The 20,503-nt window shown below is 56.9% G+C and carries 24 protein-coding genes; 16 read left to right on the plus strand and 8 right to left on the minus strand.

The genetic code is table 11. From position 1 onward, the window contains the following. The first annotated feature begins 1 nt into the window (after window position 1). From sufB to FHC51_RS15100, 6 genes are all read left to right on the plus strand, one after another. Complete coding sequence (gene sufB, locus FHC51_RS15075; protein ID WP_114387292.1) at window positions 2–1,489, plus strand: Fe-S cluster assembly protein SufB; 1,488 nt, start codon at window positions 2–4, stop codon at window positions 1,487–1,489. A gap of 16 nt (window positions 1,490–1,505) precedes the next feature. Further along, window positions 1,506–2,252, plus strand: coding sequence for a Fe-S cluster assembly ATPase SufC (gene sufC / locus FHC51_RS15080; protein WP_220435920.1), 747 nt, complete (start codon window positions 1,506–1,508; stop codon window positions 2,250–2,252). Next, window positions 2,227–3,498: a Fe-S cluster assembly protein SufD gene (sufD, locus tag FHC51_RS15085; protein ID WP_220435921.1), complete on the plus strand. Its 1,272-nt coding sequence runs from the start codon at window positions 2,227–2,229 to the stop codon at window positions 3,496–3,498. Before sufC ends, sufD begins: the two co-directional genes overlap by 26 nt. After that, the gene (sufS, locus tag FHC51_RS15090) at window positions 3,495–4,715 is read left to right on the plus strand and encodes a cysteine desulfurase SufS (RefSeq protein ID WP_220435922.1); all 1,221 of its coding nucleotides are present in this window, start codon (window positions 3,495–3,497) and stop codon (window positions 4,713–4,715) included. Before sufD ends, sufS begins: the two co-directional genes overlap by 4 nt. Window positions 4,716–4,729: 14 nt before the next feature. Beyond that, window positions 4,730–5,146, plus strand: a complete 417-nt coding sequence (sufE, locus tag FHC51_RS15095) for a cysteine desulfuration protein SufE (RefSeq protein ID WP_103179326.1) — start codon at window positions 4,730–4,732, stop codon at window positions 5,144–5,146. Between the two features lie 97 nt (window positions 5,147–5,243). After that, entirely contained in the window at window positions 5,244–6,242 is a 999-nt protein-coding gene (locus FHC51_RS15100; protein WP_220435923.1) for a L,D-transpeptidase family protein, read from the plus strand. 62 nt (window positions 6,243–6,304) lie between these two features. Here FHC51_RS15100 and lpp read toward each other — a convergent pair whose 3' ends face one another. After that, window positions 6,305–6,541: a murein lipoprotein Lpp gene (gene lpp, locus FHC51_RS15105; RefSeq protein ID WP_001082307.1), complete on the minus strand. Its 237-nt coding sequence runs from the start codon at window positions 6,539–6,541 to the stop codon at window positions 6,305–6,307. A gap of 310 nt (window positions 6,542–6,851) precedes the next feature. Then, complete coding sequence (gene pykF, locus FHC51_RS15110) at window positions 6,852–8,273, minus strand: pyruvate kinase PykF (protein WP_103179328.1); 1,422 nt, start codon at window positions 8,271–8,273, stop codon at window positions 6,852–6,854. A 583-nt stretch (window positions 8,274–8,856) separates the two neighbouring features. On the opposite strand from pykF, the gene FHC51_RS15115 reads away from it, so the two are divergent. The 4 genes from FHC51_RS15115 to fumD all read left to right on the plus strand — a co-directional run bounded on the left by FHC51_RS15115 (window position 8,857) and on the right by fumD (window position 11,694). Continuing rightward, window positions 8,857–9,879, plus strand: coding sequence for a methionine ABC transporter ATP-binding protein (locus tag FHC51_RS15115; RefSeq protein WP_103179329.1), 1,023 nt, complete (start codon window positions 8,857–8,859; stop codon window positions 9,877–9,879). Then, the gene (locus FHC51_RS15120; RefSeq protein WP_220435924.1) at window positions 9,872–10,540 is read left to right on the plus strand and encodes a methionine ABC transporter permease; all 669 of its coding nucleotides are present in this window, start codon (window positions 9,872–9,874) and stop codon (window positions 10,538–10,540) included. Before FHC51_RS15115 ends, FHC51_RS15120 begins: the two co-directional genes overlap by 8 nt. A 27-nt stretch (window positions 10,541–10,567) precedes the next feature. Next, window positions 10,568–11,380, plus strand: coding sequence for a MetQ/NlpA family ABC transporter substrate-binding protein (locus tag FHC51_RS15125; RefSeq protein ID WP_039029111.1), 813 nt, complete (start codon window positions 10,568–10,570; stop codon window positions 11,378–11,380). 104 nt (window positions 11,381–11,484) lie between these two features. Beyond that, window positions 11,485–11,694, plus strand: a complete 210-nt coding sequence (fumD, locus tag FHC51_RS15130) for a fumarate hydratase FumD (RefSeq protein ID WP_014831602.1) — start codon at window positions 11,485–11,487, stop codon at window positions 11,692–11,694. Here fumD and FHC51_RS15135 read toward each other — a convergent pair. Genes FHC51_RS15135 through FHC51_RS15150 form a run of 4 tightly spaced genes read right to left on the minus strand, consistent with a single transcriptional unit; the run spans window position 11,675 to window position 14,757 of the window. Then, window positions 11,675–12,361 (minus strand): ABC transporter permease subunit, encoded by a 687-nt coding sequence (locus FHC51_RS15135; RefSeq protein WP_220435925.1) that lies wholly within the window; start codon window positions 12,359–12,361, stop codon window positions 11,675–11,677. The two genes, fumD and FHC51_RS15135, sit on opposite strands and share 20 nt — an antisense overlap. Continuing rightward, the gene (locus tag FHC51_RS15140; RefSeq protein ID WP_220435926.1) at window positions 12,355–13,122 is read right to left on the minus strand and encodes an amino acid ABC transporter permease; all 768 of its coding nucleotides are present in this window, start codon (window positions 13,120–13,122) and stop codon (window positions 12,355–12,357) included. The genes FHC51_RS15135 and FHC51_RS15140 overlap by 7 nt, the downstream gene beginning before the upstream one ends. Next, window positions 13,122–13,937: an amino acid ABC transporter ATP-binding protein gene (locus FHC51_RS15145; RefSeq protein WP_220435927.1), complete on the minus strand. Its 816-nt coding sequence runs from the start codon at window positions 13,935–13,937 to the stop codon at window positions 13,122–13,124. The genes FHC51_RS15140 and FHC51_RS15145 overlap by 1 nt, the downstream gene beginning before the upstream one ends. 1 nt (window position 13,938) lies before the next feature. Next, the gene (locus tag FHC51_RS15150; protein WP_220435928.1) at window positions 13,939–14,757 is read right to left on the minus strand and encodes an ABC transporter substrate-binding protein; all 819 of its coding nucleotides are present in this window, start codon (window positions 14,755–14,757) and stop codon (window positions 13,939–13,941) included. Between the two features lie 239 nt (window positions 14,758–14,996). On the opposite strand from FHC51_RS15150, the gene FHC51_RS15155 reads away from it, so the two are divergent. The 4 genes from FHC51_RS15155 (at window position 14,997) to FHC51_RS15170 (ending at window position 17,823) form a co-directional block, all read left to right on the plus strand. After that, the gene (locus FHC51_RS15155) at window positions 14,997–15,158 is read left to right on the plus strand and encodes a hypothetical protein (RefSeq protein WP_220435929.1); all 162 of its coding nucleotides are present in this window, start codon (window positions 14,997–14,999) and stop codon (window positions 15,156–15,158) included. Window positions 15,159–15,318: 160 nt separating this feature from the next. Beyond that, window positions 15,319–16,647, plus strand: a complete 1,329-nt coding sequence (locus FHC51_RS15160) for a sensor histidine kinase (RefSeq protein WP_220435930.1) — start codon at window positions 15,319–15,321, stop codon at window positions 16,645–16,647. Further along, entirely contained in the window at window positions 16,640–17,251 is a 612-nt protein-coding gene (locus FHC51_RS15165) for a response regulator transcription factor (RefSeq protein ID WP_220435931.1), read from the plus strand. The genes FHC51_RS15160 and FHC51_RS15165 overlap by 8 nt, the downstream gene beginning before the upstream one ends. Before the next feature lie 89 nt (window positions 17,252–17,340). Then, entirely contained in the window at window positions 17,341–17,823 is a 483-nt protein-coding gene (locus FHC51_RS15170) for a heme-binding protein (RefSeq protein ID WP_220435932.1), read from the plus strand. Window positions 17,824–17,940: 117 nt separating this feature from the next. On the opposite strand, the gene FHC51_RS15175 is transcribed toward FHC51_RS15170, so the two are convergent. Then, the gene (locus FHC51_RS15175; RefSeq protein WP_032617828.1) at window positions 17,941–18,081 is read right to left on the minus strand and encodes a hypothetical protein; all 141 of its coding nucleotides are present in this window, start codon (window positions 18,079–18,081) and stop codon (window positions 17,941–17,943) included. A gap of 128 nt (window positions 18,082–18,209) precedes the next feature. Between FHC51_RS15175 and FHC51_RS15180 the strand changes: the two genes are divergently transcribed. Further along, complete coding sequence (locus FHC51_RS15180; protein WP_220435933.1) at window positions 18,210–19,001, plus strand: MBL fold metallo-hydrolase; 792 nt, start codon at window positions 18,210–18,212, stop codon at window positions 18,999–19,001. Between the two features lie 71 nt (window positions 19,002–19,072). Beyond that, window positions 19,073–19,708 (plus strand): carbonic anhydrase, encoded by a 636-nt coding sequence (locus FHC51_RS15185; protein WP_103823889.1) that lies wholly within the window; start codon window positions 19,073–19,075, stop codon window positions 19,706–19,708. A 40-nt stretch (window positions 19,709–19,748) separates the two neighbouring features. Here the strand turns inward: FHC51_RS15185 and FHC51_RS15190 are convergent. Beyond that, window positions 19,749–20,503, minus strand: a 755-nt coding sequence (locus FHC51_RS15190) for a cupin (RefSeq protein ID WP_255584879.1), incomplete at its 5' end; no start/stop codon positions are given.

The following is a 20,503-nucleotide window of genomic DNA, read 5'->3' on the forward strand; positions in this document are numbered from 1 at the left end:
TATGTCTCGACATACTGAAGCAACTGACGACGTCAACACCTGGTCCGGCGGCCACATTAATTACAAAGAGGGCTTCTTCACCCAATTGCAGACCGACGAGCTGGCAAAAGGGATTAACGAAGAGGTCATTCGTGCCATTTCCGCCAAGCGTAACGAACCCGACTGGATGCTGGAGTTCCGGCTGAATGCGTTCAAGGCCTGGCTGGAGATGGAAGAGCCGCACTGGCTGAAGGCGCACTACGATAAGCTGAACTATCAGGATTACAGCTACTACTCAGCGCCGTCCTGCGGCAACTGCGACGACACCTGCGCCTCTGAGCCTGGTGCGGTACAGCAGACCGGGGCCAACGCCTTTTTAAGTAAAGAGGTGGAAGAGGCGTTCGAACAGCTCGGTGTACCGGTGCGCGAAGGACGCGAGGTGGCGGTGGACGCCATCTTTGACTCCGTCTCGGTCGCCACCACCTACCGGGAAAAACTGGGCGAGCAGGGGATCATCTTCTGCTCCTTCGGGGAGGCTATCCACGATCACCCTGAGCTGGTGAAGAAATATCTTGGCACCGTGGTGCCGGGCAATGATAACTTCTTTGCCGCCCTGAATGCGGCGGTGGCCTCTGACGGCACCTTTATCTACGTGCCGAAAGGCGTACGCTGCCCGATGGAGCTCTCCACCTATTTCCGTATCAACGCCGAGAAAACGGGTCAGTTTGAACGCACCATCCTCGTCGCCGATGAGGGGAGCTACGTCAGCTATATCGAGGGCTGTTCCGCTCCGGTGCGCGACAGCTATCAGCTGCACGCGGCAGTGGTGGAGGTGATCATCCATAAAGACGCCGAGGTGAAGTATTCCACGGTGCAGAACTGGTTCCCGGGGGATAACAACACCGGCGGCATCCTGAACTTCGTCACCAAGCGCGCCCTGTGCGAAGGCGACAACAGCAAGATGTCGTGGACCCAGTCGGAAACCGGCTCCGCCATCACCTGGAAGTACCCGAGCTGCATTCTGCGCGGGGATAACTCCATCGGCGAGTTCTACTCCGTGGCGCTGACCAGCGGGCATCAGCAGGCCGATACCGGCACCAAGATGATCCACATCGGCAAAAACACCCGGTCGACCATCATTTCGAAAGGGATCTCCGCAGGGCAGAGCCAGAACAGCTATCGCGGCTTAGTCAAAATCATGCCGACGGCCACCAACGCCCGTAACTTTACCCAGTGCGACTCCATGCTGATTGGCCCGGACTGCGGGGCGCATACCTTCCCGTATGTTGAGTGCCGTAACAACAGCGCCCAGCTGGAACACGAAGCGACAACCTCGCGGATTGGTGAAGATCAGCTCTTCTACTGCCTGCAGCGCGGCATCAGCGAAGAGGATGCCATCTCGATGATTGTGAACGGTTTCTGTAAGGATGTGTTCTCTGAACTGCCGCTGGAGTTTGCCGTGGAAGCACAAAAATTACTGGCGATTAGCCTTGAACACAGCGTCGGTTAAGGATTAAGGAAAGCACATGTTAAGCATTAAAGATTTACAGGTCAGTGTGGAAGATAAAGCGATCCTGCGCGGCCTGAGCCTTGAGGTTCGCCCGGGCGAAGTGCATGCGATTATGGGCCCTAACGGGTCGGGTAAAAGTACGCTGTCAGCGACTTTGGCCGGGCGCGAAGATTACGAAGTGGTTGGCGGTTCGGTCGACTTTAAAGGCAAAGATCTGCTGGAACTGTCGCCGGAAGAGAGAGCCGGGGAGGGCATTTTTATGGCCTTCCAGTACCCGGTAGAGATCCCGGGCGTCAGCAACCAGTTCTTCCTGCAGACCGCACTGAATGCCGTGCGCAAATACCGCAGCGAAGAGGAGCTGGATCGCTTTGATTTCCAGGACCTGATGGAAGAGAAGATCCAGCTGCTGAAGATGCCGGAAGATCTGCTCACCCGCTCGGTCAACGTCGGTTTTTCCGGCGGGGAGAAGAAGCGCAACGACATTCTGCAGATGGCGGTGCTGGAGCCGGAGCTGTGCATCCTCGATGAAACCGACTCCGGGCTCGATATCGACGCCCTGAAGATCGTCGCCGACGGCGTTAACGCCCTGCGCGACGGCAAGCGGTCGTTTATCATCGTCACTCACTATCAGCGCATCCTTGATTACATCAAACCCGATTATGTGCATGTGCTTTATCATGGGCGGATTGTGAAATCGGGTGATTTTACGCTGGTCAAACAGCTGGAGGAGCAGGGCTATGGCTGGCTTAGCGAACAACAGTAACGCGCTGCAGCAGTGGCACCGCCTGTTTGAGGCGCAGGGCGGAACCCGCTCTGAACAGGCGCAGCAGCACCTGCAGCAGATGCTGCGCCTCGGGTTGCCGACGCGTAAGCATGAGAACTGGAAATATACCCCGCTGGAAGGGCTGCTTAACGGCGAGTTTGTTTCCCGGCCCGCCAGGGTGGCAGCGAGCGATCGGGATGCCCTGGCGCTTACCCTAGACGCCACGCGGCTGGTCTTTGTTGACGGACGCTTTAGTCCGGAACTGAGCGACAGCACCGACGGCAGCGGGTTTGATGTCGAAATCAATGACGAGCGGCAAAGCCTGTCGGCACCGATTCAGCCGGAGCTGTTCCTGCATCTGACCGAAAGCCTGGCTCAGAGCGTGATGCATATCAGCGTGAAGCGTAACGCCCGTCCTGAAAAGCCGCTGCTGCTGATGCACATCACCCAGGGGCTTGAAGGCGAGGAGATCAACACTGCTCATTATCGTCACCATCTGGCGCTGGCCGAAGGGGCAGAGGCGACGATCGTCGAACACTATGTCAGCCTGACCCCGGCGCACCATTTCACCGGCTCGCGCCTGACCATGAACGTGGCGGCCAACGCCCGGCTGCACCATATCAAGCTGGCGTTCGAGAACCCTGCGAGCCACCACTTCGCCCATAACGACCTGCTGATGGCCGCCGATGCGACGGCATACAGCCACAGCTTCCTGTTGGGGGGCGCGGTATTGCGCCATAACACCAGCATCCAGCTGAATGGCGAAAATAGCACCCTGCGCATCAACAGCCTGGCGATGCCGGTAAAATCTGAAGTGTGCGACACCCGTACCTGGCTTGAGCACAATAAGGGCTACTGCAACAGCCGCCAGCTGCATAAAACCATCGTCAGCGATAAGGGCCGGGCGGTCTTCAACGGGCTGATCAACGTGGCGCAGCACGCCATCAAAACCGACGGCCAGATGACCAACAACAATCTGCTGATGGGGCGACTGGCGGAGGTGGACACCAAACCGCAGCTGGAAATTTACGCCGATGATGTGAAATGCAGCCACGGCGCCACTGTGGGGCGGATCGACGATGAGCAGATGTTCTATCTGCGCTCCCGCGGGATCGATAAGCAGGCGGCTGAGAAGATGATTATCTACGCCTTTGCCGCCGAACTGACCGAAGCCCTTGACGATGAAACGTTAAGACAGCAGGTGCTGGCACGTATCGGCCAGCGTCTGCCTGGAGGTGTGGCATGATTTTCCCTGTAGAGAAAGTGCGGGCGGATTTTCCTGTCCTGACCCGTGAAGTAAACGGTCTGCCGCTTGCCTATCTCGACAGCGCCGCCAGCGCGCAAAAGCCCACGCAGGTGATCGAGGCCGAGGCGGAGTTTTACCGGCATGGTTACGCGGCGGTGCACAGGGGGATCCACACCCTCAGCGCTGAGGCGACGCAGCGGATGGAGAACGTCCGTACCCGCGCGGCAACATTTTTGAACGCCCGCTCGCCGGAGGAGCTGGTTTTTGTTCGCGGCACCACCGAAGGGATCAACCTGGTGGCCAACAGCTGGGGCAGCGCCGAAGTGCACGCGGGTGATAACATCATCATCAGCCAGATGGAGCACCATGCCAATATCGTGCCCTGGCAGATGCTGTGCGAGCGCGTCGGGGCGGAACTGCGGGTCATCCCCCTTAACGAGGACGGCACATTACAGCTTGAACAGCTGGATACCCTGCTGGATGAACGCACCCGGCTGGTGGCCATTACTCAGATCTCCAACGTGCTGGGTACCGAAAACCCGGTAGCGGAAATTATCGCCAAAGCCCATGTGGTGGGGGCGAAAGTGCTGATTGATGGCGCCCAGGCGGTGATGCACCATACGGTGGATGTCCAGGCGCTGGACTGCGACTTCTACGTCTTTTCCGGCCATAAGCTCTACGGGCCTACCGGTATCGGCGTGCTGTACGTCAAAGATGAGATTTTACAGGCGATGCCGCCGTGGGAAGGGGGCGGGTCGATGATCGCCACCGTCAGCCTGAGCGGAGGCACAACCTACGCCCGGGCGCCGTGGCGCTTTGAGGCGGGCACCCCGAACACCGGCGGCATTATCGGGCTGGGCGCGGCGATGGAGTATGTGTCAAACATCGGCCTTGACGCTATCGCCGAATATGAACAGATGCTGATGCGCTATGCTCTGGCGGAACTTGCCAGCGTGCCGGATCTTACGCTGTACGGCCCGGCGGACCGTCAGGGTGTTATTGCCTTTAACCTTGGCAAACACCACGCCTATGACGTGAGCAGTTTTCTCGATAACTACGGGGTGGCGGTGCGAACCGGACACCACTGCGCTATGCCGCTGATGGCGTTTTATCAGGTACCGGCGATGTGCCGCGCATCGCTGGTGATGTACAACACACTGGAAGAGGTCGACAGACTGGTGGCCGGGCTGAAGCGTATCCACCAACTGCTGGGCTAAAAAGAGGGCAAGAGATGGCTGCATTGCCAGACAGAGATAAATTGCTGCGTAATTTTACGCGTTGCGCAAACTGGGAAGAGAAGTACCTCTACATCATTGAGCTGGGGCAGCGTCTGCCTGCCCTCAGCGAAAGCGACCACGTCCCGGAAAATAGTATTCAGGGGTGTCAGAGCCAGGTGTGGATAATAATGCACCAGAATGAAGCCGGGGTGATTGAATTAGCGGGCGACAGTGATGCGGCAATAGTCAAAGGCCTTATTGCCGTCGTGTTTATTTTATATCAGCAGATGTCCGCCCAGGATATTGTCGCTTTTGACGTCCGCCCGTGGTTTGAAAAAATGGCGCTCACTCAGCATTTAACCCCCTCCCGATCCCAGGGGCTTGAGGCGATGATCCGCGCAATCCGCTCCAAAGCCGCCAACATTAGCTAAACTATCAGGACAGCCCTCATTCTGCTCCGCGAGACGGCTCCCGCCTCGCGGATTTTTCAGCTTTCTGACGTTCTGTCAGTGAATAAGGAATCTCAGTATGAAGCGCGCGTCTTTATTAACTCTCATTCTTTTAGGTTCGCTCAGCGCGCTTAATAGCGCCCGGGCGGTGGATTATCCTTTGCCACCGGCTGGTAGTCGGTTAATCGGGCAAAATCAGACCTATGTTGTTCAGGAAGGTGATAATAACCTGCAGGCCATTGCGCGCCGGTTTAATACCGCTGCGCATTTAATACTCGAAGCCAATAATACCATCGCCCCGGTCTACCCGGCGCCGGGAACGGTGATCACCATTCCGTCGCAAATGTTGCTGCCGGATACCCCCCGGGAAGGGATTGTGGTGAATCTGGCGGAGCTGCGGCTCTACTTCTATCCGCCGGGTGAAAACAGCGTGCAGGTCTATCCACTGGGTATTGGACAGCTGGGGCTGGACACGCCGGTGACCACCACCCGCATCAGCCAGAAGATCCCGAATCCGACATGGACGCCAACTGCGGGCATCAGAGCGCGCTCGCTGGCCCAGGGGATCAAACTGCCGCCGGTAGTACCCGCAGGGCCAAATAACCCGTTAGGACGCTTTGCACTGCGTTTGGGCGTGGGTAACGGTGAATACCTGATCCATGGCACCAGCGCGCCGGACAGCGTGGGGTTGCGCGTCAGTTCCGGTTGTATGCGTATGAATGCGCCGGATATCAAAGCGCTCTTCGCCCAGACCTCTGTCGGCACGCGGGTGCAGATCATCAATGAGCCGGTGAAGTTCTCGGTTGAGCCGGACGGTAAGCGCTACGTTGAAGTGCATCGCCCGCTGGCGACGATGGAAGGGGAGAATCCGCAAACGCTGGCGATTGCCCACTCCAGTGCGCTTGCATCCTTTATATCGCAGAGCGGCAGCGATAAGACATTGGTGAACAAAGCGTTGTCGCGTCGGGCGGGTATTCCGGTAGAGGTATCGACAGGTGCCGGGGCGAATGTTAACAGTACCGGGCTCTCAGCGAAGAACTCGCTTTCGCCGGTAGGGCATGAACAGGCGATTCAGTAAAGCGAAATGAGGGGCAAAAAAAATGGCGCACAATGTGCGCCATTTTATTAACACAGGTACTATTACTTACGGTATTTAGTAGCCTGGTTGTCCAGACGCTGGTTAGCGCGAGCTGCGTCGTCTTTAGCAGCCTGAACGTCGGAACGCATTGCGTTCACGTCGTTGCTCAGCTGGTCAACTTTAGCGTTCAGAGTCTGAACGTCAGAAGACAGCTGATCGATTTTAGCGTTGCTGGAGCAACCTGCCAGCAGAGTAGAACCCAGGATTACCGCGCCCAGTACCAGTTTAGTACGATTCATTATTAATACCCTCTAGATTGAGTTAATCTCCATGTAGCGTTACAAGTATTACACAAAGTTTTTTAGGTTGAGAATATTTTTTTGATGGGAATATGCCTATTTTTGATCGTTCGCTCAAAGAAGCACCTGTTTTGACTATTTCGAGGAAAATATTGTGTTAAAACAGACAATTTTCATCGGATTCATCTTAGAAAACGACCCCGTTAAATAGAAAAACCCGATTTGCTTTTTTAATAAATTTGGCTGATAGCGGAAATAAAAAAAGCGCCCCGAAGGACGCTTTTTATACAAACTAATTCGAACGAAATTATTACAGCACGTGAACAGATGCGGTATTAGTGGTGCCGCTTGGAACCAGTGCACCAGAAACCATCACCACTACGTCGCCTTTCTGCGCCAGGCCACGTTCAACCAGCTGCAGGGCCACTTCTTTACCCAGGCGGTAGAAATCGTCAGTAGAGGCGATCTCTTTTACCAGATGTGGAACCACGCCTTTGCTCAGCACCAGCTGACGCGCAGTGGTTTCGTTGGTGGTCAGCGCCAGAATGGTGGCATCCGGGAAGTATTTACGCACTGCGCGAGCAGATTTACCGCCCTGGGTGGCGACGACAATCAGTGGCGCTTCCAGTTTCTCGGCTGTTTCTACCGCGCCACGGCACACGGCTTCGGTGATGCGCAGTTTACGGCTGTCGTTGTTGTAATCCAGACGGCTCTTCATCACGCGGTCGGTACGCTCACAGATGGTCGCCATGATGGAGACCGCTTCCAGCGGGTATTTACCTTTAGCAGATTCGCCAGACAGCATTACCGCATCGGTACCATCGAGGATGGCGTTTGCCACGTCGCCAGCTTCTGCGCGGGTAGGGCGTGGGTTTTTGATCATGGAGTCCAGCATCTGCGTTGCGGTAATAACCACTTTACGCGCGCGAACACACTTCTCGATCATCATCTTCTGCGCGAAGATTACTTCTTCAACCGGGATCTCAACGCCCAGGTCACCACGTGCAACCATGATGCCGTCAGAAGCTTCGAGGATTTCGTCGAAGTTGTTCAGGCCTTCCTGGTTTTCGATTTTGGAGATGATCTGGATGTTTTCGCCGCCGTGGGCTTTCAGGTGCTCACGGATTTCAACAACGTCAGAACGCTTACGGATAAAGGAAGCTGCAACGAAGTCAACGCCTTGCTCGCAACCGAAGATCAGGTCCTGTTTGTCTTTCTCAGCCAGTGCTGGCAGCGCGATGGAAACGCCTGGCAGGTTAACGCCTTTGTTTTCGCCCAGGTCGCCGTTGTTCAGCACTTTACAGATAACTTTGTTACCTTCGATAGCGGTGACTTCCATACCGATCAGGCCATCGTCCACCAGAACGGTGTTACCGACGGACAGGTCGCTGGTGAAGCCTTCATAGGTCACAGCAACGATTTCACTGTTGCCGACAACAGACTTGTCTGTAGTGAAGGTGAAAGTCTGTCCCGCTTTCAGCGAAACGTCGTTGCCGCCTTCCAGTTTAATGGTACGAATTTCTGGACCTTTGGTATCCAGCAGGATTGCTGCTTTTTTACCGGTCTTGCTCATCACGTTGCGCAGGTTCTGGATGCGCTGGCCGTGTTCAGCATAGTCACCGTGAGAGAAGTTCAGACGCATCACGTTCATGCCGGCGTCCAGCATCTTGGTCAGCATCTCTTCAGATTCGGTTTTCGGGCCGATGGTGCAAACAATTTTCGTCTTTTTCATGACAGTCTTAGTCTTTAAGTTGAGAAGGATATGGAAATCTCGCTCCGCGGGCGCAGAGCCCTGGAGTCAAACCTGTGTTGCGAAATTTTTTATGGCACGCAGTAAGGATAGGTGACATCAATTGAGCGTGCAGAAGAATGTGTGCCTGTGTTTCAGCCCAGGGAGAGAGGTTAAGTTGTATGCGTTGTTTTTTGTAGTCCAAGCGCTGAAACCATTCATCAGAAGACAGGCGCGCATTATACGCTGAAAGATGCGCAAAAGGAAAATGAAAACAGCGTTTCAAAAATTATATATGCAGTTTTACAAAGGGTTGTTATCAATGCGTTAAGGTTGACTGCGTAGATGTTGCGCCCGCGAAAAACCTTCAGGCAAATGTCCCATTTTTATGCGTTTCGCCATGGCGACTTTTTAGCTATCGATTGCAGAAAATAAGCAAAGAGCCTTCTCCCCACGCGCCACGCCTCTTATCACTCAAAGTTATAAGATATTCGTTTTCATTCATTCAAAAGCTAATAACGGCTGTTTACTATCGTTTGGACATCCATACTGCTAAACCGCCACAGGCGAACGGATTACCCGAAGAATGATTGTACTCAGGAATATTTCGAAGATTTTTGACAACGGAAAAGTGGCGCTGACAGCCGTTGATAACGTGAACCTGACGATAGAGCAGGGGCAAATTTATGGAATTATTGGCTACAGCGGCGCGGGTAAAAGCACCTTAATCCGCCTGCTTAATGGTCTGGAAAAGCCGACTACCGGCAGCGTGACCATTAACGGACACGACATCTCCGCGGCGAAAGGTGAAACCCTGCGCCAGGCGCGGCTGAAAATCAGTATGGTGTTTCAGCACTTCAATCTGCTGTGGTCGCGCACCGTGAGCGAGAACATCGCCTTTTCAATGCAGATTGCCGGGGTGCCTAAAGCCAAAATCAAAGCCCGCGTGGCAGAACTGGTTGAACTGGTGGGGCTGAAAGGCCGCGAACAGGCTTATCCGTCCCAGCTTAGCGGTGGGCAGAAGCAGCGCGTCGGCATTGCCCGCGCGCTGGCCAATAACCCGGACGTGCTGCTCTGCGACGAGGCCACTTCGGCGCTGGATCCCCAGACCACCGATCAGATCCTCGATCTGCTCCTCGACATCAACCGTCGTTTCAAGCTGACTATCGTGCTTATTACTCATGAGATGCACGTGGTGCGCAAAATCTGTGACCGCGTGGCGGTGATGGAAAACGGCAAAGTGGTGGAAGAAGGCGACGTGCTGCAGGTCTTTACCCATCCTCAGCAGCCGATTACGCAACAGTTTGTGCGTCAGGTCAGCCAGTACGCCGAAGACGAAACCTTTAACAGCGAGCTGGCAAACGAACTGGAAGGCACCGTTATTAAGCTGACCTTTACCGGCCACAGCACCCACAAGCCGGTCGTCGGGGAACTAACGCTACGCTACGGCCTACCGTTTAACATCCTGCACGGCAAAATGACACAAACCGCCCACGGCGTCTTCGGCCAGCTCTGGCTGCACGTGGTGGCAACAGATGAACAACTGAACAATATCCTCGCCGATTTGCAGCACAGTGATATTGAAGGCGAGGTAATTAAACATGGCTGAGAATCTCTTCCCACACCTGAAATGGGACCAGCTCTGGGCGGCCACCCTGGAGACGCTGTATATGACCGCGCTCTCCGGCGTCGCCACCTTTGTGCTTGGCCTGATCCTCGGTCTGGCGCTGTTTTTAACCGCACGCGGTGGCATGTTCCACAACCGCACGGTCTACAGCGTCATTTCGATTGTGGTGAACGTCTTCCGCTCCATCCCGTTCATCATTTTGATTGTGCTGCTGATCCCCTTCACCAAAACTGTGGTGGGGACCATCCTCGGGGCCAACGCCGCACTGCCTGCGTTGATCGTTGGTGCCGCGCCTTTCTACGCCCGTCTGGTGGAGATCGCCCTGCGTGAAGTGGACAAAGGGGTGATTGAAGCGATGCGCTCAATGGGCGCCCGACTCAGCACATTAATCTTTCGCGTTTTACTGCCGGAATCATCGCCTGCCCTGGTGTCAGGGATCACGGTGACGCTGATTGCCCTGGTGAGCTACAGCGCCATGGCGGGGGTGATTGGTGCCGGTGGTCTGGGAAATCTGGCTTACCTGGAAGGTTTCCAGCGCAACCATGGTGACGTCACGCTGGTGGCAACGGTGACCATTTTGATCATCGTTTTCATTATCCAGTTCTGCGGCGACATCATTACTTCCATTCTTGATAAAAGATAAACACAACAATACACAGGAACCATCATCATGAAAAAAACACTGACGTTGATCGCCGCAGCAACCCTGAGCGCCCTGAGCTTTGCCTCCTGGGCTGATACCCTGACCGTAGGGGCCTCCAACACCCCGCACGCCGAAATTCTGGAGCAGGCGAAGCCGATTCTGGCGAAACAGGGTATCGATCTGGAGATTAAACCGTTCCAGGACTACATCCTGCCGAATACCGCGCTGGCGGGTCGTGACATCGACGCCAACTATTTCCAGCACATTCCATACCTGAACAGCGTGCTGAAAGATCACGCCGGGGATAAAGAGTACGATTTCGTCAGCGCCGGGGCGATCCACATCGAGCCAATCGGTATCTACTCCAAAAAATACAAGTCGCTGAAAGATCTGCCGGAAGGCGGCAAAATTATCATGCGTGATGCGGTTTCCGAAGAGGGTCGTATCCTCTCTATCTTCGAGAAAGAGGGCGTGATCAAGCTGAAGCCGGGCATCGACAAAGTGACCGCGCGCATCAGCGACATTGTTGAGAACCCGAAAAAGCTGCAGTTCACCCCGAACGTAGAAGCCTCTCTGCTGCCGCAGATGTATAACAACGACGAGGGCGCGGCGGTTGTCATCAACGCCAACTACGCCATCGACGCCGGTCTGGACCCGGTTCACGACCCGATTGCGGTAGAGAGCGGTGAAAACAACCCGTACGCCAACATCATCACCGTTCACCGTGGCGATGAGAAGAAGAAAGACATCGTGGCGCTGGTGGATGTCCTGCACTCTAAAGAGATTCAGGACTGGATCCGCACCAAGTATAAAGGCGCGGTGATCCCGGTTAACAACTGATTTATCCGTTTGATTTCAAAGCCCGGCGAGCCTCTCGTCGGGCTTTTTTGTATAACGGCGATGAATCTATTAAGCTGGCATTTTAAGGCAACGGAGTGAAAGTCATGGGCAATGTAACCAAAGACGAAGCGCTGTATCAGGAGATGTGTCGCGTGGTAGGCAAAGTCGTTCTTGAGATGCGCGATTTGGGGCAGGAGCCGAAGCATATCGTTATCGCCGGGGTACTGCGCACCGCGCTGGCAAACCAGCGGGTGAAACGCAGCGAATTAACCACCCAGGCGATGGAAACCGTCGTTAAAGCGCTGGCCGGTTAAGCCGCCAGCGTTTCGCCAGCTGTTCAACGCCACAACACAGCAGGTAATAGACCACGCCAGTAAAAATAAAAATAGCCGCCGGGTAGATCTGCACCCGGTTGTTCACCTGGCCTGCCACGGTGGTCAGCTCCGGCACGTTGACAATAAAGGCCAGCGAGGTGTCCTTCAGCAGGCTGATAATAATCCCCATTAGCGAAGGCAGGGTGTTGCGCAACGCCTGCGGCATCAGGAGTAACCCCAGCGTTTGCAGCGCGCCAAACCCCTGGGCCTGAGCGGCTTCATATTGTCCTCCGGGCAACGCATTCAGCCCGGCCAGCACGGAGTGCATCACGGCGGCGGCAGTAAACCACGCCAGCGCCAGCGTAACGGTCAGCGCCCCCGGCAGATCGCCGCCTGTCATGAGCGGCAGCAGATACCACAGCCAGAAAATGACAAAAATCAGCGGGATGCCGCGGATGATCTCCGCCCACAGGAACTGAGTGTTGCGTATCGCCCCCGGAAACCGCCACGCCAGGCCCGCCAGCGCAATTCCTGCCGGCAACGCCAGCGCCGCGGCGCCGAACGCCATCAGCAGCGTCAAAAGCACGCCGCCGGGCTGCCCGGCTGCAGCCCGCCCCCAGAGCAGATAATCCAGGTTATCAGTAATGACAGTCAGTCCGGCTAGCATTTTTCTTCACTCCGGGTCGTCAGCGCGGCTTTACGCCGCCGTTCTGTTGAGGGGCCCAGTTTCGTCAGCAGGACGCCTATCGCCACGCCGGTAAGCAGGTACAGCACCGTGCCGACGCTGAAGGCCTCCAGCGCGTGGGCGTTATAGCTCTCTATCTGCCGCACCTGGTAGGTGAGTTCCGCAAAGCCAATGCCGCTCGCCAGCGAGGAGAGTTTCATCAGATTGAGGTACTGACCCACTACCGGCTGCCAGGCGTTCGCCAGCCCCTGCGGCAGCAGGATGTACCGTAACAGCGGCCAGGGGGAAAAGCCCTGCGCCAGGGCGGCTTCCCGCTGCCCGGCGGAAACGGCGCGTAGCCCGGCGGTGATCTCCTCGGTCAAAAAAGCCGAGGTAAAGACTCCCAGCCCCCAGGCGGAGCAGAGAAACTCTGGCGTAAACCACCAGACCTGACCCGGCAGCACTGACCAGGCATGATCGTCCATCACAAAGGTGCGAAACCCCTGCGGCAGCCCGTTCCAGGCGGCGAAATACCAGAACAGCAGCTGCACCAGCAGGGGCGTATTGCGAAACAGCGACACCCACAGGGCGACGATATGCGCCCCGATGCGCCCCCCGGCGAGACGCAACCCCAGAGAGGCGAGAGTAATAAGGCTGGCGACCACCATCCCTGCCAGTGTCACCCACAGGGTGGTGAGAAAACCGGAGAGGATCCACTGCAAGGGCTGGCCGGTCAGCACCCCTTGCCAGTCGAGGGCAGGCATCACAACGCTCCCGGATGCAGCGGGTTCAGCACCTTCTGCAGAAAACGCTGGGTGCGCGGATGCGCCGGATGCTGAAAGAACTGCTCTGGCGGAGCCACCTCCAGAATGTGCCCGCCATCGATGAACACCACCCGGTCGGCAATTTCCCGGGCAAACTGCATCTCATGGGTGACCACAATCATGGTGATCCCGCTGTGGGCGAGGGCTTTCATCACCAGCAGGACTTCGCCAATCATCTCCGGATCGAGGGCCGAGGTGGGCTCGTCAAAGAGGATGATCTGCGGCGAGGAGGCCAGGGCCCGGGCGATCGCCACCCGCTGCTGCTGCCCACCGGATAAGGCTTCCGGATAGTGATCGGCTTTATCCGCCATCCCCACCTGCGCCAGCAGTGCATCGGCGCGGGTGTCGGCCTCTGCCGAATGCCAGCCATGAACGTGCCTCAGCGCCAGGGCGATGTTTTGTCGGGCCGTCAGATGGCTGTAGAGATTAAACTGCTGAAAGACAAAACCGACCCGGCTGCGCAGCTGGCGCAACGCCTGGCGGGGGAGCTGGCGCGTGGATTTCCCGTCAATCAGGATGTCGCCGGAGGTGAGATCTTCCAGCTGGTTGATCAGGCGAATCAGCGTCGATTTACCGGAACCCGACGGGCCGAGAATAGCGACCACCTCACCGGGCGTCACGCTGAGGTTGATGCCTTTCAGCACCGGGCGATCGCCGTAGCGTTTCACCACTTCGCAAAAAGTGACGCTGGCCTGTTGCAGATGTGAAAAATCCGCGGCATGGGCCGCGGAGCGAGAGAATAAACCTGACAGCATATTACTGGGCTTCTATTTTAAAGGCGCGAGGCTGCGGGGAGGGCGTCTGTGGACCAAACCAGACATCGTAGATTTTTGCCGCGTCGCCGGTATTCTCCAGCTTCACCAGCTCATCATTCACCACCTTTAACAGTGCGGTTTCGCCTTTTTTCACTCCGACGCCAATCTCTTCTTTACTTAGCAGATCCGGGAGGATCTTAAAGTTGGCTTTATCGGGCGCCTGCGCCAGCAGACCTGCCAGAATGGTGCTGTCCTGGGTGATCGCCTGCACGTTGCCGTTGCGCAACGCCGTCAGCGCCAGCGGAATATCATCATAAGAGAGCACGCGCGATTGCGGAAAACGCTGATGCAGCGCCTGCTCCCCGGTCGTTCCTTTCACCGCCCCGATACGCGCCTTGCTGTAGGCCTCCAGTTTATCCGCGCCCTTGGCCGGGACCAGGAACTGCTGCCCGGTCACGAAGTAGGGGGTCGAAAAGTCGATCACCTGCGCCCGTTCCGGGGTGATGGTGATATCCGCCACAATCAGATCCGCTTTCCCGGACTGCAGCAGCGGGATGCGGTTTGCCGGGTTAGTGGCGACCAGCTCCAGTTTTACCCCGAGTGATTTTGCCAGCGCTTTGGCGAAGTCGACATCATAGCCGACGATCTCATGGCTTTTCGCATCCACCGAACCAAACGGCGGATTGGCATCAAACGTTGCGACTTTCACCACACCCGCCGCCTTAATATCCGCCAGCTGGTCTGCCTGCGCCTGGGTGGAAACCATCCCGACAGCGGCCAGTAAAGCCAGTGCCAGCGTCCGTTTTGTGTTTATTGCCATAGGTTCCTCTGCTTCTGTTTTTATTTTGTCCTCATACGCTCCCATACCCGGCGCGGGTAGCCAAATGCCAATATTGTCTTTGCTTAACGAAAAAAAGCATGAGTGAACAGCGCGTTATCCAGCGGTTAAAGCAGCGTTGCTTTTGCGCCTGGCGCAAATCCTCTGCCGGAATCGGCATTTCCATCGCCGACAGATTGCTGTTGTACTGCTTTCAGGCTGAGCACAAGAGGAAGACAGACATGGGCAAACTAATGAGTACGTTACGGCGGTTTTTTACCGCAAAATCGGAAGAGAACAGCGCGCAGCGTATTATTGAATCCATTCTGCCTGTCGCCAGCCTCTATGGTGTGGATATCGCCAATATTGACCCGGAGTGGTTCCATGACCAAACGCCACGCTGAACACCGCCTGGTGCGGGAAACATACTGGAATGAGGTGTGCGATCTTCACCGCGCCCTCTGCCATTCTGGACGCTAACATCCAAAAATCGCCGCAAGTTTTGTCCACGGCTTAGCTTCCTGCTAAGGTCTCTGGCGTCCTTTTTCTGCGCCAGTTAAATGAATGAACAGCAAAAACTATCTACAACGAGGGCTCCTGATTTGGCTCACGCTCTGCCTGCTCAGCAGCGTGCTGCTGTATGCCGAGCAGATCCGCCGTCAGTACTGGGCACTCGACCGGGAATTTGCCACGGCGTTTACGGAGATCGGCGCGGTTCTCACCCAGAATGAGTCAGTGCTGCCGCTGTTGAATGGCGATGAAGATCTGGCGGCGCTGCGTAAAAAATTTCCGCAAATACTCGACCTGCAAACCACCTCTGGTCGCGCGCTTGACGCCGCCCGGGTGGAACCGGTGACGGGCACGCAGTACTGGCTCTATAACCCCTGGCGACAGATCCGGGTGCTGATTGACCCTTCGCCGGTTCTCACCGCCTGGCCCCGCTTTTCCCGCCTCACCCTGAATCTCTCCGGTGAAATGCCGCCACCGCCAACAGAGGCTTTCTGGCACTGGCAGCGACAGTTTTCTCAGCATACCCAGCCGTTTATTCTGCTGGCCGAGGCCCAACCGGCGTGGCTGAGCGTGGCGCTGCTGCCGTTTGTCCTGCTGTTTGCGGGCTGGGCTATTGTGGTGGCGGCAGGTGGTGTGATCCTCTGGCAGCGTAAGCAGCGCCAGAACGCCGACCAGCGCGCCTGGTACTATCAACATGCCCGGCTCAATACCCTGGGGGAGATCACCGCGGGTATCGTGAATGAGATCAACCAGCCTCTCACGGCGGTGCAGACCTGGATCCAGGGGGCGCAGCGCCAGATGCGCCAGGATAACCCTGCGGCAGTTGCTCAGGCGCTGGGCTCGGCGCTGGTGCAAACCCAGCGCATTAGCGCGCTGCTGACCCGCTTTCGTGAGCACGTGACCCAGGAGGCTGTCACCTTAGGGGCAGTAGATCTGGCCGAGTGCTGGCGGCAGGTCAGTAACCTGCTGGAGCATGAGCGCACCGCCAGTCCTGTTCGTCTTACCCATGATTTCGCCGCCGATGCCCGCACGCTCTGCGCCGACCGGCTGTGGCTGGAACAGGTGCTGCATAACCTGCTCAGCAACGCTATTCAGGCCCAGCAGGAGCACGCCGCAGGATGGGTGCATATCCGCAGCCACCGCGAAGGCGAACGCATCCACATAGCGATCACCGACGGCGGCCCTGGCTTTACTCCGGAAGCGCTCCACAACGCCTTTATGCCTTTTTATAGTGGGCGAGAGGGCGGCACGGGGCTGGGAATGACCTTAACGGAGTCGTTGGTCACCCGGATGAATGGCACGCTGGCTCTGGATAATGCCCCGGAGGGCGGGGCCAGGATCAGATTACAGTTTGCTCACCACGGGGGTCAGGTAAATGGATAACGTCATCTGGTTGATTGATGATGATGCGTCAGTCAGGGAGTCGCTGGTTTTTCTTTTCACAGGTATGAACTGGCATGTGGAGCCTTATGACAGTATTGCCGCGTTTACCGCGGCTCAGAGTGGGGAAAAATCCCTGATCGGCTGTCTGCTACTGGACATGCGCATGCCGGGCAAAGGTGGGCTCGCCTGGCTGGAGGAGGGGGCATGGCCGTGGCCGCTGCTGCCGGTGATCATCATGACCGGCCATGGCACCATTGATGCCTGCCGCCGCGCGTTTCACAACGGCGTGTTTGAATTTTTCACCAAGCCGCTGGATGCCGACACGCTGATTGAATCCATTACCGCCGCCCTCACCGAAAGCCAGCGGCGCCTGGGCGTCTGGCAGGAGGCCACGCGGGTCCGAGCGCGGTTTGAACAGCTCACCACCCGGGAACACGAGGTGCTGCTGGCGCTCATGGAAGGCAGCAGTAATAAAGAGGTCGCCGCCCGGCTGAATCTCTCCCCAAGGACAGTAGAAGCGCACCGGGCGGCGGTGTTCGTCAAGCTGGGCGTCTCAAGCCTGGTGCAGGCCATCCGGGAATACGACAAATTACAATCCGTATAACTACCAGGATCACCGCGTAGTCAACCGAATAACATTTCATCGCCCGCTTCGGTACGCTGCCTCTGTTTCCACTTACCCGAGGATGTGCGATGAAAAAGTTAATGATGGCAGCAGTGTGTGTGGCAGGAATGGTCAGCGTATCGGCGCATGCACAGTCTGTAGCGCAAAAAAATCTCTCCCTGACTCAGGCGAATGCGTTAGCCAGTGCGGCGATCCAGGCCTGCACAGCAAAAAATTATCAGGTCAGCGTCACGGTGGTGGATCGCGCCGGGGTGGTAAAAGCGGTGCAGCGCACGGATAACGCCGGTCCGCACACCCTGAAAGCCAGCGAAATGAAAGCCTTTACCGCCCTCAGCACAAAAAACGCGTCGGGGAAGATAATGGAGTCTGCGCAAAGCAACGCGGGCGCGCAGAACCTGCGCGATATCCCGGGCCTGCTGCTGCTGGCCGGTGGTTTGCCGGTCAAAGAAGGGGATGAGACGATCGGTGCCATCGGCATTGGCGGCGCGCCGGGTGGGCACCTGGATGAAGCCTGCGCGCAACAAGCCATTGATGGGCTGAAGAAGTCGTAAAAACGCCCGGCGGCGCTGCGCTTACGCGGCTCTGAGGGAAGGATGTTGTAGGCCGGGTAAGCGTAGCGCCACCCGGTATAAAACTAAAAGCCCCGGCGCTAGGCCGGGGCTTTTTTATCAGATCTTGCAGGCGTCGCCGCAATCATCATCCGCCACGATCGCCTGGGCTTTTTTATCCGCATCTTCAAGGCGTTCAGCGTTACGTTCTTCGGCTTCGTCCAGCCCGTCAAACACCAGATTGTTGAGATCAATTTCCATCGTTTACCTGCTTTGTTCGGTTTTTGTTCCAGGTCGTATTATAGAGCAAAACAGAGGGAGGAGGCACCCCAGCGCACCTAAGGATAATCCTTGCCATACTGATGACTCACCCGGACTCAGGAGGCGTTGTGATCGTCTTATGTAAAACCTGCGGCACGTCTTATGACGCCGACCGCGAACCGCAGCACTGTGCCATTTGCGAAGATGAGCGCCAGTATGTACCCACGACGGGCCAGGAGTGGCTTGATTTTTCCGCCCTGACCAACACGCACACCAACAAGTGGCAACAGCTTGAACCTGACTTATTGGGCATCAAAACCGTGCCCGCGTTTGCCATCAACCAGCGCGCGATCCTGCTGAAAACCGCGCAGGGTAATGTGCTGTGGGATTGCATCGCCAATCTCGATCCCGCCACCCAGGCGCTGGTGACCGCGCTGGGCGGTATCGACGCCATCGCCATCTCGCACCCGCACTACTACACCACCATGCAGGATTGGGCGGCGGCCTTTAACGCCCCGGTATACCTGCACGCCAGCGATCGGCAGTGGGTGATGAGGGACAGCCCGGCGCTGCGCTTCTGGGAGGGGGATTCGCTGGAGATCGCCCCTGGCGTGACGCTGCACCGACTGGGCGGCCATTTTGCCGGCGGGACAGTGCTGCACTGGCACCGCGACGGCGGTATTCTGCTGGCCGGGGATATTCTGCAGGTAACACCGGGCAAAGATTCGGTGTCGTTTATGTGGAGCTACCCGAACATGCTGCCGCTCCCGGCAGGCGTCGTGGCTGAGATCGCCGCCCGGCTGGAAAAGGTTTCCTTCGAACGCCTCTACGGTGCCTTTGAAGGCCAGAACATTTCCGCGAACGCGCGGGCGATTGTCATGCGGTCGGTCCAGAAATATATTGCTTGTCTGAAGTCGTGACCGGTGGGTAAACTCAAAAAACCGTGATCTCGATCATGCCTGTAACAATCACAAAAAAATGAGACATTGCTATGCAACATATCATTGAAGGTTTTCTCAGCTTTCAAAAAGAAATTTTTCCGCAACGTAAAGACCTTTTCCGCAGTCTGGCCTCCAGTCAGAATCCCAAAGCGCTGTTCATCTCCTGTTCTGACAGCCGCCTGGTGCCGGAGTTAGTGACCCAGCAGGAGCCGGGACAGCTCTTTGTCATTCGCAATGCTGGCAACATCGTGCCGCCTTTCGGGCCGGAGCCGGGCGGTGTGTCCGCCACTATCGAATATGCGGTGGTCGCCCTGGGCGTGACCGATATCGTGATCTGCGGCCACTCTAACTGTGGCGCGATGAAGGCGATTGCCGACAACGCCAACCTCGAGCCGATGCCTGCCGTCTCTCACTGGCTGCGCTACTCCGATGCGGCGAAAGCGGTGGTGGAAAAGAAAACCTGGGAAACCCCGACCGACAAGGTCAACGCCATGGTGCAGGAGAACGTCTTCGCCCAGCTGAGCAACATCAAAACCCATCCTTCAGTGGCGGTCGGCCTGCGTAACAACGCCATTCGCCTGCACGGCTGGGTGTACGATATCGAAAGCGGCGAAATTCGCGCCCTGGATAAAGAGACGAAAACCTTCGTTTCGCTGTCCGATAATCCTGGCGTTTACTTCGAATAACACGCCGCATTCAGGGCGGGCGATCCCGCCCTGATTTCCCTTACGGTAGCGCCTCAAGTTTCAGACCCGCGCGCTTCGCCGTTTCCGGCAGCAGATCCGCCGCCGTGACGTACCCGTCCGGATCCAGACAGCGGTTTGCCGCTCTCGCCTGTTGCAGTATCTCTTCATCCCAGTAGACGCGCTTACGCTGATCGCCCTCGGTAGTCAGAATGCACTCCATGTCGCCATCCAACGCGCGATAACGCCGCCAACTGTTCGCCGGAACCGAAATGACCGAACGCTCAGGGGCGACAATGCTCACCTCTTCGCCCTCTTTATTCCAGGTCACCTCCAGCGTGCCTTTAAAGACCATGATCACCTGCACGTCCGGGCAGAGGTGGCGACCTACCACATGCTCCGTGGCCAGGCGCAGCCACTCAACGGAAAAACCGTGCGGGTTAACGATAGCAGGCGCGGCGTGTTTATCCTGGCTGATACCGAACCCAATCACCGGCGCAATCTCGCCGCCATGGCCCGGCAGCACTGAATCCAGTAACCCCGCCGCAGACCAGCGGCGATCCTCTCCGGTTACCGCCCGCTGACGCATCTCCTCCACGGAGTAGTGGCGCAGGGCGGCAATCTCTTCTGCAGGCAATGGCGCCAGCAGTCCTGCCGGTTCCGGGAGGGTATCGCCCGCATTCAGGTAATGCTGCCAACTTACTGATTTAGTGTATGATGGTGATTTTAAGGTGCTTGCGTGGCTTCCATTTCCATCAGATGTCCTTCCTGCTCCGCTACTGAAGGCGTGGTGCGTAA

It is taken from the genome of Leclercia sp. EC_58, from assembly GCF_019584355.1.
In the GTDB taxonomy this organism is placed as follows: domain Bacteria; phylum Pseudomonadota; class Gammaproteobacteria; order Enterobacterales; family Enterobacteriaceae; genus Enterobacter.